16 protein-coding genes and 1 tRNA gene are annotated in these 16345 nt (G+C 60.2%); 5 read left to right on the top strand and 12 right to left on the bottom strand.

All coding sequences use genetic code 11. The annotated features are described in order from the left end of the window. Positions 1 to 255 precede the first annotated feature (255 nt). From fnr to CKW07_RS22630, 7 genes are all read right to left on the bottom strand, one after another. Positions 256 to 978, bottom strand: coding sequence for a fumarate/nitrate reduction transcriptional regulator Fnr (fnr, locus tag CKW07_RS22660; RefSeq protein WP_095147128.1), 723 nt, complete (start codon positions 976 to 978; stop codon positions 256 to 258). A 185-nt stretch (positions 979 to 1163) separates the two neighbouring features. Then, a complete protein-coding gene (locus CKW07_RS22655) occupies positions 1164 to 2837 on the bottom strand; it encodes a monovalent cation:proton antiporter-2 (CPA2) family protein (protein ID WP_095147127.1) in 1674 nt (557 codons plus the stop codon). A 549-nt stretch (positions 2838 to 3386) separates the two neighbouring features. Further along, positions 3387 to 3812 (bottom strand): VOC family protein, encoded by a 426-nt coding sequence (locus CKW07_RS22650; RefSeq protein WP_095147126.1) that lies wholly within the window; start codon positions 3810 to 3812, stop codon positions 3387 to 3389. Positions 3813 to 3923: 111 nt separating this feature from the next. Continuing rightward, positions 3924 to 5846, bottom strand: coding sequence for an alkaline phosphatase D family protein (locus CKW07_RS22645; protein WP_371850670.1), 1923 nt, complete (start codon positions 5844 to 5846; stop codon positions 3924 to 3926). A 125-nt stretch (positions 5847 to 5971) separates the two neighbouring features. Continuing rightward, positions 5972 to 7009, bottom strand: coding sequence for a DUF1254 domain-containing protein (locus CKW07_RS22640; protein ID WP_095147125.1), 1038 nt, complete (start codon positions 7007 to 7009; stop codon positions 5972 to 5974). Positions 7010 to 7188: 179 nt separating this feature from the next. Further along, complete coding sequence (locus CKW07_RS22635; protein WP_095147124.1) at positions 7189 to 7467, bottom strand: hypothetical protein; 279 nt, start codon at positions 7465 to 7467, stop codon at positions 7189 to 7191. Continuing rightward, on the bottom strand, positions 7457 to 8248 hold the full coding sequence (locus tag CKW07_RS22630; RefSeq protein ID WP_095147123.1) for a VacJ family lipoprotein: 792 nt from the start codon (positions 8246 to 8248) through the stop codon (positions 7457 to 7459). The genes CKW07_RS22635 and CKW07_RS22630 overlap by 11 nt, the downstream gene beginning before the upstream one ends. A gap of 168 nt (positions 8249 to 8416) precedes the next feature. On the opposite strand from CKW07_RS22630, the gene CKW07_RS22625 reads away from it, so the two are divergent. Both CKW07_RS22625 and CKW07_RS22620 read left to right on the top strand, forming a co-directional pair. Then, on the top strand, positions 8417 to 9127 hold the full coding sequence (locus tag CKW07_RS22625; RefSeq protein WP_095147122.1) for a response regulator: 711 nt from the start codon (positions 8417 to 8419) through the stop codon (positions 9125 to 9127). Positions 9128 to 9168: 41 nt separating this feature from the next. Then, positions 9169 to 10467 (top strand): ATP-binding protein, encoded by a 1299-nt coding sequence (locus tag CKW07_RS22620; protein WP_371850669.1) that lies wholly within the window; start codon positions 9169 to 9171, stop codon positions 10465 to 10467. Between the two features lie 48 nt (positions 10468 to 10515). Here the strand turns inward: CKW07_RS22620 and CKW07_RS22615 are convergent, their stop codons facing one another. The 5 genes from CKW07_RS22615 to CKW07_RS22595 form a co-directional block, all read right to left on the bottom strand. Next, entirely contained in the window at positions 10516 to 10971 is a 456-nt protein-coding gene (locus CKW07_RS22615; protein ID WP_095147121.1) for a glycine zipper 2TM domain-containing protein, read from the bottom strand. 123 nt (positions 10972 to 11094) lie between these two features. Continuing rightward, positions 11095 to 11982, bottom strand: coding sequence for a serine hydrolase (locus tag CKW07_RS22610; protein WP_095147120.1), 888 nt, complete (start codon positions 11980 to 11982; stop codon positions 11095 to 11097). 318 nt (positions 11983 to 12300) lie between these two features. Then, positions 12301 to 13074 (bottom strand): alpha/beta fold hydrolase, encoded by a 774-nt coding sequence (locus CKW07_RS22605; protein ID WP_176465365.1) that lies wholly within the window; start codon positions 13072 to 13074, stop codon positions 12301 to 12303. A 71-nt stretch (positions 13075 to 13145) separates the two neighbouring features. Continuing rightward, positions 13146 to 13475, bottom strand: a complete 330-nt coding sequence (locus CKW07_RS22600) for a hypothetical protein (RefSeq protein ID WP_095147118.1) — start codon at positions 13473 to 13475, stop codon at positions 13146 to 13148. A gap of 93 nt (positions 13476 to 13568) precedes the next feature. Beyond that, positions 13569 to 13653: transfer RNA gene (locus CKW07_RS22595), tRNA-Leu, on the bottom strand. Positions 13654 to 13761: 108 nt separating this feature from the next. Here CKW07_RS22595 and queA point away from each other — a divergent pair. From queA to yajC, 3 genes are read left to right on the top strand one after another with little or no spacing between them, the layout of a single operon-like run. Beyond that, the gene (gene queA / locus CKW07_RS22590; RefSeq protein ID WP_095147117.1) at positions 13762 to 14826 is read left to right on the top strand and encodes a tRNA preQ1(34) S-adenosylmethionine ribosyltransferase-isomerase QueA; all 1065 of its coding nucleotides are present in this window, start codon (positions 13762 to 13764) and stop codon (positions 14824 to 14826) included. A 14-nt stretch (positions 14827 to 14840) separates the two neighbouring features. Continuing rightward, on the top strand, positions 14841 to 15956 hold the full coding sequence (gene tgt / locus CKW07_RS22585; RefSeq protein WP_176465364.1) for a tRNA guanosine(34) transglycosylase Tgt: 1116 nt from the start codon (positions 14841 to 14843) through the stop codon (positions 15954 to 15956). A gap of 44 nt (positions 15957 to 16000) precedes the next feature. Further along, positions 16001 to 16336 carry a preprotein translocase subunit YajC gene (gene yajC / locus CKW07_RS22580; protein ID WP_095147115.1) on the top strand — a complete coding sequence of 112 codons (336 nt, stop codon included), beginning with the start codon at positions 16001 to 16003 and terminating at the stop codon, positions 16334 to 16336. Positions 16337 to 16345 lie beyond the last annotated feature (9 nt).

The following is a 16345-nucleotide window of genomic DNA, read 5'->3' as shown; positions in this document are numbered from 1 at the left end:
TTGTCCTCGCTTGATACGAAGAACGTACAGAAATGAGTACATGTTTGCAAGGTGGCACCCCTGAGTGGTCCGGGAAATCGAAACTGCTCCCTGAGCAGTTTCGATTAAGCCCTCTCTACACCTTTGCCGTCTTCAAGACGCTTCTTCAAACCCTGTAGGTCTGATCCGAGTGATGGTGGTCTGGAATCCCTGTAGTTGGATCACACCGCTGCAGCTCTCCAGGAACACGGCCGGGCCTGGATGAACCCGCAGCGCTTACCGGTTGGACAGTTCACACAGCGATGTGGTGTCGATGATCTGGATGCATTTGCCCTGCGCTGCGATCAGCCCTTGCTGTTGCAAGAGGGTGAAGGTGCGGCAGGCGGTCTCGGTGGCGATGCCCAGGTAGTTGGCGATTTCATTGCGGGTCATGCTCAGTCGAAACTGATTGGCCGAGTAACCATTGGCGTGAAAGCGCAGGGACAGATTGACCAGAAAGGCCGCCAGGCGTTCGTTGGCATTTTTCTTGGCCAGTAGCCGCATCATTTTTTGATCGTCACGGATTTCCCGACTCATGATGTGGATCAACTGGCGTCGCAGTTTCGGAATTCGCTCCGATAACTTCTCCAGTTGATCAAAGGGGATTTCGCACACCGTGGTGGTTTCCTGTGCCTGGGCACTTGAGGTGTAGGCGTTTATATCCATGCCGGAAAAGCCGATCAGTTCGCCTGGCAAATGGAAGCCGATAATGTGCTCTTCGCCATTACTGTTCAGGCTGGAAGTTTTCAGCGTGCCGGAACGGATGGCATAAATAGAGGTAAAGGGATCGCCCTGGCGAAACAGGTAATCACCTTTTCTTAACGGGCGATCGCGCTTGATGATCTCGTTCAATGAGGTGACATCCTCACTGTTGAGCGAGAGAGGAAGGCATAGGGGGGCTAACTTGCAATCTTTGCAGTGCTGCGTTTCGGCGTGCTTCAGGGGGGCAGGGGTTTGCATGTTTTAGCCTTGAGGAAATCGTGGGTGCGTAATGCCTTGGCCGCTATGTCGGGCGGCATCATGCAGGCGCTAAAAAATGGTTATTTCTGTCACCTTCACAACGTCGGGTGCTGGCGTGTTCAAAGGGCGCACTCAATCCTTGAGTGCGCCCGTTATCACCGACTGTTGAGCGGGTTTGATGTGGATTACAGCAAGTGGTAGCGGTTGCGTCTGACGTCGTCCACCCGTAGTTGTACGCGTTCTTTGGGAGTGCCCAGCATGATCAGCGTGTGGGCGGCCAGTGTCAGGGTCGACTCGAGTACCTCCGGAATCACCTCGGTGGCACCGGCCGCTTTCAACTCGGTGGTCTGGCTGTCGTCCTGGGTGCGGACAATGATGTCGATGGTGCTGTTGATGTGCCTGATGGCCTGGATGATGGTCATGGCGGCGTCCGCATCGTCGATGGCAATCACCACCAGGCGCGCGCGATTCAGACCCAGGGCGGCCAATAACTCGGGGCGTCGTGAGTCACCGTAGTGGACATTCTTCTGGGCGGCGTCGTTCTGGATTTGCTCAGGGTTATCATCGACCGCCACAAACCGGTGTTGCTCACCCATCAGGACTCGGCCAATGGCCTGCCCCACGCGACCGTAGCCGCAGATGATCACATGGCCGTGCAGTTCCTGGCTTTGCAGGGCGATTTCATCGATGTTGACCTCATCGTTCGGCGTCTGGTGCAGGCGCTTGGCGATGGCCGGGGCCACTCGCAGCATCAGGGGGGTCACCACCATCGAGCAGAAGGTCGCGGTCAGCAAGAGCCCGCTCAGTTCCTTGGATACCAGGCTGTTGGCTTGCATTTGCGTCATCAGGGCAAAGCAGAACTCACCGCCCTGAGCCAATGCCAGGCCGCTGCGCCAGGACGTTTCGCTGTTGCTGCCATTGAGCCGGAGGATGACGGCAACGACCACGCCCTTGGTGACCAGCAACGCCAGGGTCAAACCGATGATCAAGAGCCAGTGGCTCTGGAAGATGCTCAGGTCGATCAGCATGCCGATGCTGACAAAAAACACCCCCAGCAAGATATCCCGGAAAGGGCGTATGTCGGCTTCGATCTGGTGCCGATAGCTGCTTTCTCCCAGCAGCATGCCGGCCAGAAACGCGCCCAGCGCCGGCGAGAGCCCAAGCAAATGGGTCAGCCAGGCCGTCAACATGACAATCACCAGGGCCAGCAGCACAAACAACTCGGCGGAGCGGGAGGCGGCGATCTCATGGAACAGTTTCGGCAGCAGCCAGCGGCTGATCAGGAACAAGCCCACGAACAGCACGACCGTCTTGCCCAAGGTGATGGGCAGTGCCCAGTACCAGGCTTGCCCGGAGGTTCCGGAAAACACCGGTACCATCGTCAGCAACAGCACCGCAACCACGTCCTGGAACAGCAATACGCCAATCGCGTTCTGGCCGTGGGGGCTGAAGACTTCGCCCAGGCTGGTCAGCTCCTTGCTGACAATGGCCGTGGAGGACAATGCCAGGCCGGCCCCGAGCAGCACAGCGCCACTCGCCTGCAAGCCCGCCATGTACAAGGCCCCGCCTAAAATCACACTGGAGATGATGACTTGCAGGCTGCCCAGGCCGAAGACCACCTTGCGCAAGGCGAGCATTTTCGACAGCGAAAACTCCAGGCCCAGGGAAAACAGGAGAAACACCACACCCAGTTCCGCCAGGTAGGGCAGACCCTCTGAATCACTCACCCAGCCGAGTGCCTGCGGCCCTACGATCAACCCGACACACAGGTAGCCGAGGATCGGTGGCAGGTTCAGGCGTCGGAACAGTGCAATGACTACCAACGATGCTGTAAGAATAATTAAAACATCTCTGAGCATTGATCGTTCCCTGTGTGGTTGCGCAGCGTATCGGGTGGAGGCTGTAGAGTGAATGAATGTTCAATGTGCAGAAAGCGTAGCTCAGCGCTTTATGGGCTGCGTCGCTGTTGCGTTTTGCATGCTCGATTTTTTTGCATGCCAAGGTGCTTTCCGGGCAGCAGGTTTCAGACTGCCTGGCTCGGTTAATTAGGAGGGGGGAGGCGTGGGAGGTCAATGTTTACTGATTATAAATAAACATTTTTGATAAATTGATAAAAGCGTAAGGGCGCGTCAGGGCTGATTTTTGTGGCAGTGGGGTGAGTGCCTGACAGCCGCTAAGTCTCATGCTGGCGAGTTCTGGAAGTTTCAGGTTTGGTGTTGTGTTTATATCGTGAGTGGCATTGGTAGTGTGTCAGATTTAATGCATTAAGTTTAGTGGTTAGTTATTTATATTAGTATGGAGTGTTCGCGGTCCGGGTTGATGACTGTGAAATAATGATCATCTTTTGGATTAAGCGAAAGCGGTGTATCCCAGGCACCGCCTCGCGGTCATCATCAGGCCGCCGATGGCTACCGGGCGGGTCGCTCTCCCAGTTCCTGGACCAGGCGCAACAAGTAGCCGTCCGGATCTTGTACCAACAGTTCACGCTGGCCCACTTCAACAGCACCGCAGCGATACCAGGCTTCGGCAAACGGGCGAAATTGCGGCCATTGGACTTCGGCCAAACGCTGCAGAATCGGCTCGACGGCATCGACGGTCATCTGGAAGTTGATGCCGCGGCCAAAGGGCACTTCCAGTGCCCCCGTCTGCCATTGGCCCTCCAGTGGGTCGTGCTGTTCGAGCATCACTTGCACCCCGTCGAAATCGAGGTAGGCAAAACCCTCTTCAGGGCGATCGTAGGCGATGCGAAAGCCAATCAGCGTGGTCCAGAAATCCAGGCTCTGCTGGAGATCGCTGACCATCAGTTCGGGGACCATCTTGTTCCGTGTGAGCATACGTATCCTTCGTAAGCGGTGAACTTCAGCGGGTGGTCTGTGCCTGGGCGAGGAGAGGCATGACCTCGCTCCTGTCGCGCAGGCACTGTTTGGTATCCATGATACTGACGGTCAGTCCTGGGACGGCGGCGCCATCCGGGTTTTCGGCGAGCCATTGGCATTGTGCTGGTAGATCGCCTGCGGCTGGCCCTGTTCATTGAAGAACACCTGGCCAATGCCCGCCGAATTCCACAGCCGCTCGCCGGCTTGTGCGTGTTCCGGCACATGGGGCACCACCTGCATGCGCCGGCGCCTGGTAAACCAATTGAGCGGCGAGCGCGGTGAGTAGAGCCAGCGGTTGAGACGGTCGAACCATTCGAGCAGGCTGGGCGGAAATTCGTTCTTGATACCGCTGCTGGTGATCTGCCAAATGCGCGGGCCGGCGGTGCGATGACGGATCAGTACTTCGTAGACGAACGAGTAATGCACATCGCCCGACAGAATCACGTAGTTACCCGGCGTGCGCGAGTGCCGGAAAATATTCAGGATCACCTGCGCCGCGCCACGATGGGCCATCCAGTTTTCCGCATCCACCAGCAGTGGATAACCGCACCAGCTGAAGACTTTCTGCACGGTCTCGATCAGCTTGACGCCGAACACCGGAGCCGGGGAGACGATGATCGCCGAGGGGTGGTCGAGCAGTTCCTGTTGCAGTTCGCTGAGGGCTTCCCAGTCGAGCAGCCCTGAGGGTTGCTTGAGGTTGAACTCGCTGCGCCAGCGACGGGTGCGGGTGTCGAGCACCACCAGCGCCGGCGTGGTCGGCAGCACGTAATGCCACTGCTGGAACTTCAGCAGGTCGCTGATCAGCGCGTCTTGCGCGGCGCTGTCCAGGTAACCGTCTCGGGCGTTCAGGGCGTGGGTTTTATCCACAAGCGCGGTGAGTGCATCGGGGTTATTGCCCCAGCCCTGGCACAGCATGTAGGCGATCAGGGCATTGCCGATGATGCGCTTGGAAAATGGATGGCCGTAGGCGGTTTCTTCCCACTGGGCGCTGAGGTTCCAGTCGTCGGTGATGTCGTGGTCATCGAAGATCATCAGGCACGGCAAGTGCGCAAACACCCGTGCCACGCCGCCCAGCCCCTCCTTGAAGGCATCGATCCGCACCTGCTCTAGGGCATAGCGCTCCTTTCGCGGCGCAGTGAGGGCCGGCGGTTGGGGGGCGATCAGCGTCCAGGGAGTTGGCGACCATACCAGCAGGTACATGGCCATGACTTCGGCGAAGGTCACCAGATGATTGTCGGCGCTGCTGCTGGTGAAAATCGGCTTGCGCGCCCCGCCGAAAAACCGCTCGCGCAGGGTGTCGTTGCTCGACAGCGCCGGCAGCAGATCGGCGCGATGGTAGTAGCTGGCCGGGTGCCCGTAGAGCGCAGCGCTGTCGTTCACCACCGCGCCGTCCAGGTGCTCACCGAACAGACCCAGGCGCTCGATCAAGGCATGAATCGCCCGCAGCATCGGCCCTGCCACATCGTCGGCATAGACCTGGTCACCACTCATCATCAACAGCGCCGGTCGTTGCTCGGCGACAGGGTTGGTCGCCAGTAGTTGGTCGACACACAGCAGGCCGTCACGGGCGTGATGGTGAGGTTTGCGGCAGGATCCGTGGAGTATCTGATCAATGCGGCTGCGCAGGACAAAGTTCGGCTGCTGCGCATCGCCATACATCAGGTGCGGTGCCCACTCGGCGATACCGCTGGACGTGCCATCGGCCTGAGTGATCAACAGGTCGTACTCAATCGCTACGTCGCAGGGCAGGGCAGTGTCCAGGTTGACGTCGATCAGGTGGATAAAGGCCTGGCTGCCGACCGGGATCACCTGGCAGCGGCTAGCGTCGAGCGCGATGTCGCCGCCTGTCGACAGGCGCAACGTCAACGTCAGCGCTCGCGATCCCACCAGCCACAGCACCAGGCGCGTCGGTTCCAGGCGCCGCAGGAGCGGGCCGACCAACACGGCGGGTAGAGGTGATTGAGTCTCGAGGGGCAGGGCGGGCATGGACATCCGGGGGTGGGGCTCTTGGCGAAAATTAGCCGGCGATGATACCGCAGCCGGCCCGCAGAAATATGTCCAGGCTTACATATGCGCACGTGAAAAAAGGGGCCGGCAACCAGCCCCGCATCAACTGATTATTTGACCGCAACCGGCTCGGGGAATGTCCAGGTGCCGTTCAGGATCGACGCCTGCGGACGGTACAGGCGCACGGTGTAGTTCCATCCCGCAACCGTTGGCAGGCAGTTGACGGTCGTCGCCTGGCAATCGCCGAACTGGATGGCAATCGAGCCGTCATCGGCTTTCTTCGCGGTGAGGTTGTTGAGGGTGTAGGCATTGGCCGGGTTGGGCTGGTAGTAGCCTTCGGGGTTGTACAGGCTCACGGACCAGAAACCGTCCACGGGCACGTCTTTGACGGTGAGGCGGTACACCGTCTTGCCGTCGTTTTGCGTCGGGGTGACGTTCAGGTAAGTGGCGTCCTTGTCCGGGTTGCCGCCCCAGCCGGACGCCGAGCCGAGCAGGTGGCGGATCGGGTCGATGGTGTCCCGGGTGCCGAAGGCTTTCTTGAAGTCGGGGATGGTCGAGGACAGTACCAGCAGGGCATCGCGCACTTTCTTTTGGCTGGCGGCGTCCCATTGCGGCAACTCAAGCGAACCAGGGGCTTTTTGGCTGACCTTGATCGCGTCCTGCAGTGTATGCACCTGTTTGACGTCGTCCGGGTTGGCCGGGTCGACCAAGGTGCGGATGGCCGTCACCGCATAGCGGGTGCCGACGTTTTCGCGGGTCAGGGTGTAGCTGCCGGCGCCGTAGTACACGTTCGGCACATAGTGGTCCTGGTTGATGACTTGCAGTGCCATGTAGCGCTTGCCCGGCTCCGGCAGGGTGATGGTCACTGGCCCGGCGTCGAGGTCGAACACCCCGGAGGAGTAGAGCGTGTCGCGGTTCAGGCGGATGACGGTCTGGTGTTCGATCGAAGCGGCTTCGCGATGGTGCAGCAGTTTGCCCAGGCCGCCTTGCTGGGTCAGCGCGCCCACGTACATGTCCGATTCGGCGCGGATGAAGTTGTCGACGGTCACGGGTACCGCCTTATCGGCGGCCGGCGTGGTGGCGGCCTGAGCCTGGGCGCTGCCGAGTAAGGCCGTGAGGACAGCAGTGGCAATCCGGGTTTTGTTCATCGTTGAGTCCTTTCAAGGCGCAGGGCAGGCGTCGGTGCCGCGGGGACGACGCTTCGAGTGAATCAGCGATAGTAAGGGCTTGGGGCGCTAAAGCAAGAGGATGCAGGCAGCGGATGATGCCGCCGGCAGGGCGCTGAAAGGGGAGGGTGAGCAAAAGCAGGACTGGCCGGGTAGCGGGTTCAAACCGCCGATCGGTGGGCGGGCACTTCATTGCCTTGCTCCACCGCTTGCTCCTCGCCGTGGGCGATTATCCAGCGCATCAGAGTGGCCACCGGCACCCGATGACTGCGTTCCACCCACTGCACGCTTTCGGGGCTGGACACTTCGATGTAGCGCTTGAGGATCAACTCGCGCTTGTCATCGGACAGCTGCAGGCTGGTTTCGCTGCCGTGCAGGTGGGTATGGGTGCGTTTGACTTGGCGCTGCTCAAGCACCAGCGATTGGGTGTCACGTGGCATCGGTTGGAGTTTCTTCGCAGCGTTGCTGTTGCGGGTCGGACTCGCCCAGTTTGCCTTCCTGCACGAATTTGGCGCGCTTTTCGGCGGTGATGTCACGCAGGGCTGCGTAGTAATCCGGTTGTTGGGCCAGGGTATCGGTCAACGGTAATGCCGCGGCGCGCTTGTCGATCACACCACCGACACTGGCGACGGTGGTCAGGGTTTCGGCGGTGTCGCTGTTGTCGCCGAACGGGTTGAAGGCCGCGGCCAGTACCTTGCCGACCGCGTCGCGGCTGTTGGCGGTGCCCAGTACCGGCATTTCAACGATCGGCCCGGCACCGATGCCCCACACACCGAAGGTCTGGCCGAAGTCCGAGGTGTGGCGCGGGATCGCCAGCGAGTCGGACACGTCGATCATCCCCAGCAGGCCGGCCGTGCTGTTGATTGTGAAGCGGCCCAGGGTGTTGAGTGAACGCTTGCCGTTGCCTTGCATCAGGTCATTGATGAACACCGTGGGTTCGTTGAAGTTGGTGGTGAAGTTATGCATGCCCAGTTGGAAGAAATCCGGCGTGTAGCCATAACCGCGAGCGACCGGCGCGATGGCGTACTCATCGATCACCTGGTTGAACGAGAAAATACCGCGGTTAACCTGCTCGGCCGGGTCATGCAGCGGGTAGCTGACTTGGGCGCAGGTAGCTGAAGTGTCGGCCGTGTTACGGTTGGTGCAGCCGTACAGGTAGGTCAAGGTCAGCAGCAGTGCGGTATTGCGAAACAGTGCTTGGGAGCGCTTGAACACAGGCATGGCGGACAGTCTTTGGAAAAAGAGGAAGCTGGATGCTGGCAGCTGCACCTTGCTTAAAGATGTCTGCTTTTTTGCGGGGTTGATGCTTTGTGACCTTGATGAAATAAATGACGGGGCGCGCCGAATGGTTTTAGATGTCAGATCTATCAGACGCTGAGTGATGCGCCGGTGAGCAATCTTTTGATCGTGGACGACGACCTTGAGGTCCTCGATCTACTGAGTAAATTTTTTGTGCAGCAAGGTTATGCCGTCGAGGTCGCCACCGACGGTGTCTCACTGTGGGCCGCTATCGAGCGCCAGGTGCCGGACCTGATCATCCTCGACCTGATGATGCCCGGCGAAAACGGCCTGAGCCTGTGCCAGCGCCTGCGCCAGCAATACACCACGCCCGTGATCATGCTGACCGCCATGGGCGAGTTGAGCGACCGGGTGGTGGGGCTGGAAATGGGCGCCGATGATTACCTGAGCAAACCCTTCGACGCCCGCGAACTGCTGGCGCGGGTGCGTGCTGTATTGCGTCGGGTGGGCGAAGTGCGTCCGCTGACCGGCCAGGTGCCACACCCGCTGATCAAGTTCGCCGACTGGCAACTGGACCTCACGCGACGCGAACTGCGCTCACCGGATCAGGTGATGATCCCGTTGTCGGCCGGGGAGTTCGACCTGCTGCTGGTGTTTGTCGAGCATCCGCAGCGCATCCTCACCCGCGAGCTGTTGCTGGACCTGGCCCGTGGGCGCGCCCATGAGGCATTCGATCGCAGCATCGACGTCCAGGTCAGCCGCTTGCGGCGCAAACTGGAAATCGACAGCAAGCGCCCGGAGATGATCCGTACCGTGCGCAACGGCGGCTACCTGTTCACCCCTAGCGTGACCCGTCAGTGACAGGGCTCAAGTGGGGCCGGTGCCTGCGCTCGCGGGACACCGTGTCGCGCTGGATCGCCCTGACCACCATCCTGGCGATGCTCACCTCGCTGGGCTTCTACGCCCTGTTCACCCAAGTGGCGGGCGTGTGGGCGTATCCGCCGCTGACCGAGAGCGGGCTGCTGGAAAAACTGTCGTCCCTGAGCCGGGTGATCGAGGCCTCGGAACCCTCTCAGCGGCAAAAACTGGCCACGGCCGCCAGCGACGGCACCCTCGACATCAAGTGGCGTGCCAGCCATGACGCGCTGAACCTGCCTGACACCCCCGAGGCGAGCACCCGCACGAACAACCCGAAGGCTCATCAGCTGTTCGATAGCCCGCGCCTGGAAGCCTATCAACCCCAAGATTGGCCACAGCAGGAAGGCCAGTACGCCCTGGTGATGCAATTGACGGATGGCTCCTGGCTGATGTTCGGCATGCCTTCGCGCAGCTGGGGGCTGGAACACTGGGCGCGCAACCTGATCGTCATCATGCTGGTGCTGTTGTCCACCGGCCTGGTCGCACTGATCGCCACCCGCCGCCTGGCCAGGCCCCTGAAAACCTTCGCCCAGGGCGCACGGCGCTTTGGCGTCGACTTTCGCGCCCCGCCTATCGAGCCGGTCGGTCCGAACGAAATCCGCCAGGCCATCCTTGCGTTCAACGCCATGCAGGCCCAGTTGCAGCACTTCATCAAGGACCGCACCCAGATGCTTGCGGCCATCTCCCATGACCTGCGTGCGCCCCTGACCCGCATGCGCCTGCGCGGCGAGTTCATCGGTGACCCGGACCTGCAGAAAAAACTGTTCCGCGACGTCGATGAAATGCACGCCATGATCAATTCCAGCCTGGACTTCTTCCGCGACGATGCGCGCCTGGAACAAGCCACGCCGTTTGACCTGGCCGAGCTGCTGCATACCCTGATCGACGACTACCGCGACCAGTCCATCGAGATCCCCTTCAGCGGCCCGCCCCGGCTGGTCTACGTCGGTCGCCCGCTGGGCCTCAAGCGCGTCATCACCAACCTGGTGGAAAACGCCCTGAAGTACGCCAGTGAGCCGGCCATCGAATTGCGTGGCGACGAGAAGCAAGTGATCGTTCGCGTACTGGACCGTGGGCCGGGCATCCCGGACAACCGCTACGAACAGGTGTTTGTGCCGTTCTACCGGCTGGAAGGCTCGCGCAATAAAAACACGGGGGGCGTGGGGTTGGGCTTGTCAGCCGCGCGGGCGATCGTGCTGGAGCATGGGGGAGAGTTGACAGTCAGGAACCGCAAGATCGGCGGGCTGGAGGCGAGGGTGGTGTTGCCGGTGCTGGAGGGGTAGGGGCAGGCAGACAGGCCTCAAGACGTGCCATGAACCTGCCCCGCGGCCTCAACTCTGCGGCACCACCCGAGCCTCGTTGCCACTGCCTTCGATGTAGACATTGCTGCCCTTGGTCAGCGCAGGATTGATCGGTTGGGTCACCGACACCAGCACACCGCTCTTCACCCGCACGATAACCTGCTGCGCTTGCTGTGGCTGGTCATAGTGTTTCTTCTCTGCGTAATTACCGCCCGCCGCCCCGGCCAGCGCTCCGGCGACCATGGCCACATCCCGGCCGGTGCCATTGCCGATCAGGCTGCCGATACCGACCCCGGCCAACCCGCCCAGAATCGCCCCGACACCGCTGTCGTGATTGGTCTGCATCTGCGTGAGCGTGATCTGCTCGATCTTGCCGCTGCGAATCTCCATTTCCCCCGCACCGCCACTGCCCGCGCCCACAGCGGCACAACCGCTGAGCAGCAAGGCAAAAACCGGTGCAAGCAACCACGAGGCAGATGTATTCATCGGATAACTCCAGTGTGCTGAGGCGGCCTTCATTGGCCATGGGCAATCGGGAAAAAGCCTAGCACATGGATTGAATCAGACTGGTGCGGCGCAAGCCGTGAACCGCGGGCCTTGGATTTGTCTCTAGCCCGCTTTGCCCAAGGCCCCCCGCAAGTCTTTTACGACAGCGGCTTCGACCTCCCCTTCATCGGCACCCTCCTGAAACACTGCACAGGTCGCAGATGCTTCGCCGTCAGTCGCTCGATAAACCGCCACAACACTGCCCGGCCCGCCGCCGGTATGCCCGCATAGGGGCAAGCCACCCTCAACCGGGCCACGCATCACACCCAGGCCATAACCGGGCGAAGTCCAGGGCCGCCCGGGGATCGGCCCGCCCAGATGACGGACTGTCTGCAGGTCCTGTAGCAGCGTCTCCGGCAGCAGATGGCCGGCCAGCAGTCGATCCAGGAAGGTCGCCGCTTGCCCCAGTGGCCCGACCAGCAGGCCGTGATAGACCCAGGCGGGGTCGTAACAGGAGGCTGCACCCATAGGCACGCCTTGCAGGTCGGCGCGTTGTTTGGCGAGCCGGACGTGGCAAATATCCAAAGGCTTCAGGGTCCGCTGGATCAGCGCCTCTTCCAGCGCCAGGCCGGTGGTGCGTTCGATCAGCCGTGCCACGAACAGATAGCCAACGTTCGAGTAGCGCCAGCCGGTTCCCGGGGCATATCGCAGCGTAGATGCATCAAGACGACTCAGCATCTCATCGGCCGGCCACGCGGCTTCATCATTGGCAACCGCAGTGTGGTACTCCGTCAGTTCGGAATAATCCGCCAGTCCGGCCTCATGGCGCAGCAGTTGACGCAGGGTGAACGGGCCTTCCAGCACCGGGTCGTCCAAACTAACCAGTCCATCGCGTACCAAGGACAGCGCCGTGGCGGCCAGTACCGTTTTGGTGAAACTCCACCAAGGGACACTGGTATCGGAGGGGTTGGGTGTGAGTGGGTGACCGTTCAGTACAAGGGCAGACATCATCGAAGGCGTGCTCATGGAGAGGGGCTAAAAGTCCGTGTTGGCCTGACTTCCCGGCATCATGAACGTAAGCAGGCGGTATGGGGTATATCGTAAAAACACGCTTGCGCGACCAAGCGAGCGGGATCAGCCTGTGTGACACAACCGACCTCGAATTTGATTTGGGAGTTCGGGGTGCAAGGAGGGATGCAAAGAAGAGACAGAAAATGGGGGGCAGAGTTACTTTTGTTCCAGGCCTGCGCGGCGAAAGGCAGGAGGTGTGCAACCGCAGCATAAAAGCAAATCTGTCCCCTTTTCTCTTTTCTAATTCCGACTAACTGGCTATCGCAGGCTGGCAATGAAGCTCAGGATTTCCTGCGCGACCCTGTCAGGCTGGTCAAGCTGCATCCAGTGCCCCGTATCGGCCACTACAGCGTGGGGTAACTGCGGCCGTAACGCATAGAGCGCATTTGGATTGTCGTTCGCGCTACTGACCAAGAGGAAAACCGGACCTTTCCAGGCATCCAGTGCGGGTTCCGGGTTCCAGTCGGCGAACGCCACCGCAAACCCCAGCCGTGCCGCCGGATCGACCACGGCACAGTCTTGCAGAACTCTGGACTGTACCTGTGGGTTATTGCCCGCGATCGTGGCATAGAACCCCTGTTGCACATCGAGGCTCGTTGGCCCCTTGAGCGCCTCCAGCATGCTTGCGCGAACGTCGCTGGGAAGTGCCCTTGGGTCTGTCGCGGGATCAAGCAGGAACAGCCCCGCCACCCGCTCGGCGTATCGGGCGGCATAGTCCAGCGCTGCGGCAGCACTTCCGCTATGGGCCACGATGAAGAAGCGTTTTAGCTTCAAGGCTGCCGCGACATCGATGATGTCCTGCGCACGCCCTGCATAGGAATAGTCCCCATCCGCAGCCGGAGAGCTTTCTCCGCTGCCCCGTGAATCCAGGGCATAGACTTTCCGGTCGCGTCCGATAGGCTTGAGCATTCCCGCCCACTGGCTGGCTCGGCCAGAGTCCGCATGGAGGAAGAGCACCGGCAAACCTTCACCCTGTCCTGCTTCAATCACCGCAAGATCGCCCTGCGATCCCGCGACCGTTATTTGCCTCATGGTGTTCTCCTTGTTGAACCGCATCATCCATGTAAAAGCTCGATAAGCCGCGCTTTAGGCGAGCCTGTCAGTCACTGAATATCTTTCAAGTAATCCCTGAGTGCAATGAGCGGAGCCTGCAACTGCTCCATCGTCTGCTCCTGGCTGAAATCAGCGGCCAACCTGTGCAGTTCGCGCCCCAGGGGTTTGTCCACACCACCTAAAGCGGTCAGCGCCAATCCCACGCATTCGGCCACTTTACGCTGGATCGCCTCGATATCACCCCGGCGCACCAGCAACTCGAATATCTCCCGCTGATAGTCGGCCATGATCGGATCATCCCGCAAAATCGGGCTTTGGCCTTCTGTCTCGTACACCAGCTTGAGGGAGAAAAGGGCGACTGTTTCCAGTGGCAATTCCATGGGGTGGATCCTTGTGATGTCTGGCAGGACGGTCGTCGGTACTTTCCTGCAGGCGAAAAAAAAGGCCTTGCTAAGCAAGACCTTTCTTAATTTTGGTGCCCCGAGGGAGACTCGAACTCCCACTCCTTTCGAAAACGGATTTTGAATCCGCCGCGTCTACCAATTCCGCCATCAGGGCTCAATGGCGGCGAAGTATAGAGACGAGTTTACCGTTGGTCAATCAGGTTTCATGGTCTATTTTCACTATTTCCGCTAGACTTCCCGGCCCTGCTAGACGAACCCCATCATGCGCGTTGCTGACTTTACTTTCGAACTCCCTGATTCGCTGATCGCTCGCCACCCTTTGGCCGAGCGGCGCGGCAGTCGCCTGCTGACCCTCGATGGGCCTAGCGGCGCTCTGGCACACCGTCAATTCACTGATTTTCTTGAGCATTTGCTCCCGGGCGATCTGATGGTGTTCAACAATACCCGGGTGATTCCGGCGCGGCTGTTTGGCCAGAAGGCTTCCGGCGGCAAGCTGGAAATCCTGGTGGAACGGGTGCTCGACCGTCATCGCGTGCTGGCCCATGTGCGTTCCAGCAAGTCACCCAAGCCTGGTTCGAAGATCCTGATCGACGGCGGTGGCGAAGCCGAGATGCTGGCGCGCCACGATGCATTGTTCGAACTGGGGTTTGCCGAAGAAGTGCTGCCGTTGCTCGACCGTGTCGGGCATATGCCGCTGCCTCCTTATATAGACCGCCCGGACGAAGGTTCGGACCGCGAGCGTTATCAGACGGTGTACGCCGAGCGCCTGGGCGCGGTGGCGGCACCGACGGCGGGGCTGCATTTCGATCAGCCGTTGCTGGAGGCGATTGCCGCCAAGGGCATCGAGACTGCGTTCGTGACCCTGCACGTCGGCGCTGGCACTTTCCAGCCGGTGCGTGTCGAGCGCCTTGAAGATCACCACATGCACAGCGAATGGCTGGAAGTCGGCCAGGATGTGGTGGATGCGGTCGCGGCTTGCCGGGCTCGCGGTGGGCGTGTGGTGGCCGTGGGGACCACCAGTGTGCGCTCGCTGGAAAGCGCGGCCCGTGATGGCGTGCTCAAGCCGTTCAGCGGCGACACCGATATCTTTATCTACCCGGGCCGACCGTTCCATGTGGTCGATGCCCTGGTCACCAACTTCCATTTGCCTGAATCCACGCTGTTGATGCTGGTTTCGGCATTCGCCGGTTATCCCGAAACCATGGCGGCCTACAAGGCCGCGGTCGAGCATGGATACCGCTTTTTCAGCTACGGTGATGCGATGTTCATCACCCGTAATCCAGCGCCGACTGCCCCTAGTGAATCGGGCCCTGAGGAAACAGCATGAGTCGCACCTGTCGTATGTCTTTTGAGCTTTTGGCCACCGACGGCAAGGCTCGTCGTGGTCGCCTGACCTTCCCGCGCGGCACCGTCGAGACCCCGGCGTTCATGCCCGTGGGTACTTACGGCACGGTCAAGGGCATGTTGCCCCGCGATATCGAGGCCACCGGCGCCGAGATCATCCTGGGAAACACCTTTCACCTGTGGCTGCGTCCTGGCACCGAAGTGATCAAGAAGCACGGCGACCTGCATGATTTCATGCAGTGGAAAGGCCCGATCCTGACCGACTCCGGTGGTTTCCAGGTGTTCAGCCTGGGTGCCATGCGCAAGATCAAGGAGGAGGGCGTGACCTTCGCCTCTCCGGTGGATGGCGCCAAGGTGTTCATGGGGCCGGAAGAGTCGATGCAGGTCCAGCGTGACCTGGGCTCCGACATTGTGATGATCTTTGACGAGTGCACGCCGTACCCGGCCGACGAAGACGTCGCCCGTATTTCCATGGAATTGTCCCTGCGTTGGGCCAAGCGTTCGAAAGAAGCCCATGGCGACAACACGGCGGCGCTGTTCGGCATCGTTCAGGGCGGCATGCACCAGGACCTGCGCATGCGCTCCCTGGAAGGCCTGGACAAGATCGGCTTCGACGGCCTGGCCATCGGCGGCCTGTCGGTGGGCGAGCCCAAGCACGAGATGATCAAGGTGCTGGATTACCTGCCGGGCCAGATGCCGGCTGACAAACCTCGTTACCTTATGGGTGTTGGCAAGCCGGAAGACTTGGTTGAGGGTGTGCGCCGCGGGGTGGACATGTTCGATTGCGTGATGCCAACCCGTAATGCCCGCAACGGGCATCTGTTCATTGATACTGGCGTGCTGAAGATCCGTAACGCGTTCCATCGCCATGATGATTCGCCGCTCGATCCGACCTGCGATTGCTATACCTGCCAGAACTTCTCCCGCGCTTATCTGCATCACCTGGACAAGTGCGGCGAAATGCTGGGGAGCATGCTCAATACCATCCATAACTTGCGTCATTATCAAGTGCTTATGGCTGGTTTGCGCGAGGCTATTCAACAGGGTACATTGGCCGCCTTTGTCGATGCCTTCTATGCCAAGCGCGGGTTGCCTGTTCCGCCTTTGGACTGAGTTTTAAAACGTTTAAGACACTAATTCTGCAACTGGAGTGCTAAATGAGCTTTTTTATCTCGAATGCGATGGCTGACGCCGCTGCACCTGCTGCTGGCCCTGCTGGCACTGGCTTTGAGTGGATCTTCCTGGTGGGCTTCCTGGTCATCTTCTACCTGATGATCTGGCGTCCACAGGCCAAGCGCGCTAAAGAGCAGAAGAACCTGCTCAGCAGCCTGCAAAAAGGTGATGAAGTTGTGACCACTGGCGGTATCGCCGGCAAGATCACCAAAGTAGCTGATGATTTCGTTGTTCTTGAAGTTTCTGACTCGGTAGAGCTGAAGTTCCAGAAAGGCGCCATCGCTGCCACGCTGCCAAAAGGCACGCTGAAAGCGATCTAAGTTTCATCT

Source organism: Pseudomonas sp. Irchel s3b6 (assembly GCF_900187415.1).
Classification (GTDB): Bacteria; Pseudomonadota; Gammaproteobacteria; order Pseudomonadales; family Pseudomonadaceae; genus Aquipseudomonas.
Note: the sequence above shows the minus strand (reverse complement) of the source record. Positions and strands in the feature narration are given on the sequence as shown.

Coding starts and splice junctions, on each gene's coding strand:
- fnr (WP_095147128.1), bottom strand. CDS start 978: ATGCAAACCCCTGCCCCCCTGAAGCACGCCGAAACGCAGCACTGCAAA.
- CKW07_RS22630 (WP_095147123.1), bottom strand. CDS start 8,248: ATGCCTGTGTTCAAGCGCTCCCAAGCACTGTTTCGCAATACCGCACTG.
- CKW07_RS22615 (WP_095147121.1), bottom strand. CDS start 10,971: ATGAATACATCTGCCTCGTGGTTGCTTGCACCGGTTTTTGCCTTGCTG.
- queA (WP_095147117.1), top strand. CDS start 13,762: ATGCGCGTTGCTGACTTTACTTTCGAACTCCCTGATTCGCTGATCGCT.
- CKW07_RS22645 (WP_371850670.1), bottom strand. CDS start 5,846: ATGTCCATGCCCGCCCTGCCCCTCGAGACTCAATCACCTCTACCCGCC.
- CKW07_RS22600 (WP_095147118.1), bottom strand. CDS start 13,475: ATGGAATTGCCACTGGAAACAGTCGCCCTTTTCTCCCTCAAGCTGGTG.
- CKW07_RS22655 (WP_095147127.1), bottom strand. CDS start 2,837: ATGCTCAGAGATGTTTTAATTATTCTTACAGCATCGTTGGTAGTCATT.
- CKW07_RS22605 (WP_176465365.1), bottom strand. CDS start 13,074: ATGAGGCAAATAACGGTCGCGGGATCGCAGGGCGATCTTGCGGTGATT.
- CKW07_RS22610 (WP_095147120.1), bottom strand. CDS start 11,982: ATGATGTCTGCCCTTGTACTGAACGGTCACCCACTCACACCCAACCCC.
- tgt (WP_176465364.1), top strand. CDS start 14,841: ATGTCTTTTGAGCTTTTGGCCACCGACGGCAAGGCTCGTCGTGGTCGC.
- CKW07_RS22640 (WP_095147125.1), bottom strand. CDS start 7,009: ATGAACAAAACCCGGATTGCCACTGCTGTCCTCACGGCCTTACTCGGC.
- CKW07_RS22650 (WP_095147126.1), bottom strand. CDS start 3,812: ATGCTCACACGGAACAAGATGGTCCCCGAACTGATGGTCAGCGATCTC.
- yajC (WP_095147115.1), top strand. CDS start 16,001: ATGAGCTTTTTTATCTCGAATGCGATGGCTGACGCCGCTGCACCTGCT.
- CKW07_RS22635 (WP_095147124.1), bottom strand. CDS start 7,467: ATGCCACGTGACACCCAATCGCTGGTGCTTGAGCAGCGCCAAGTCAAA.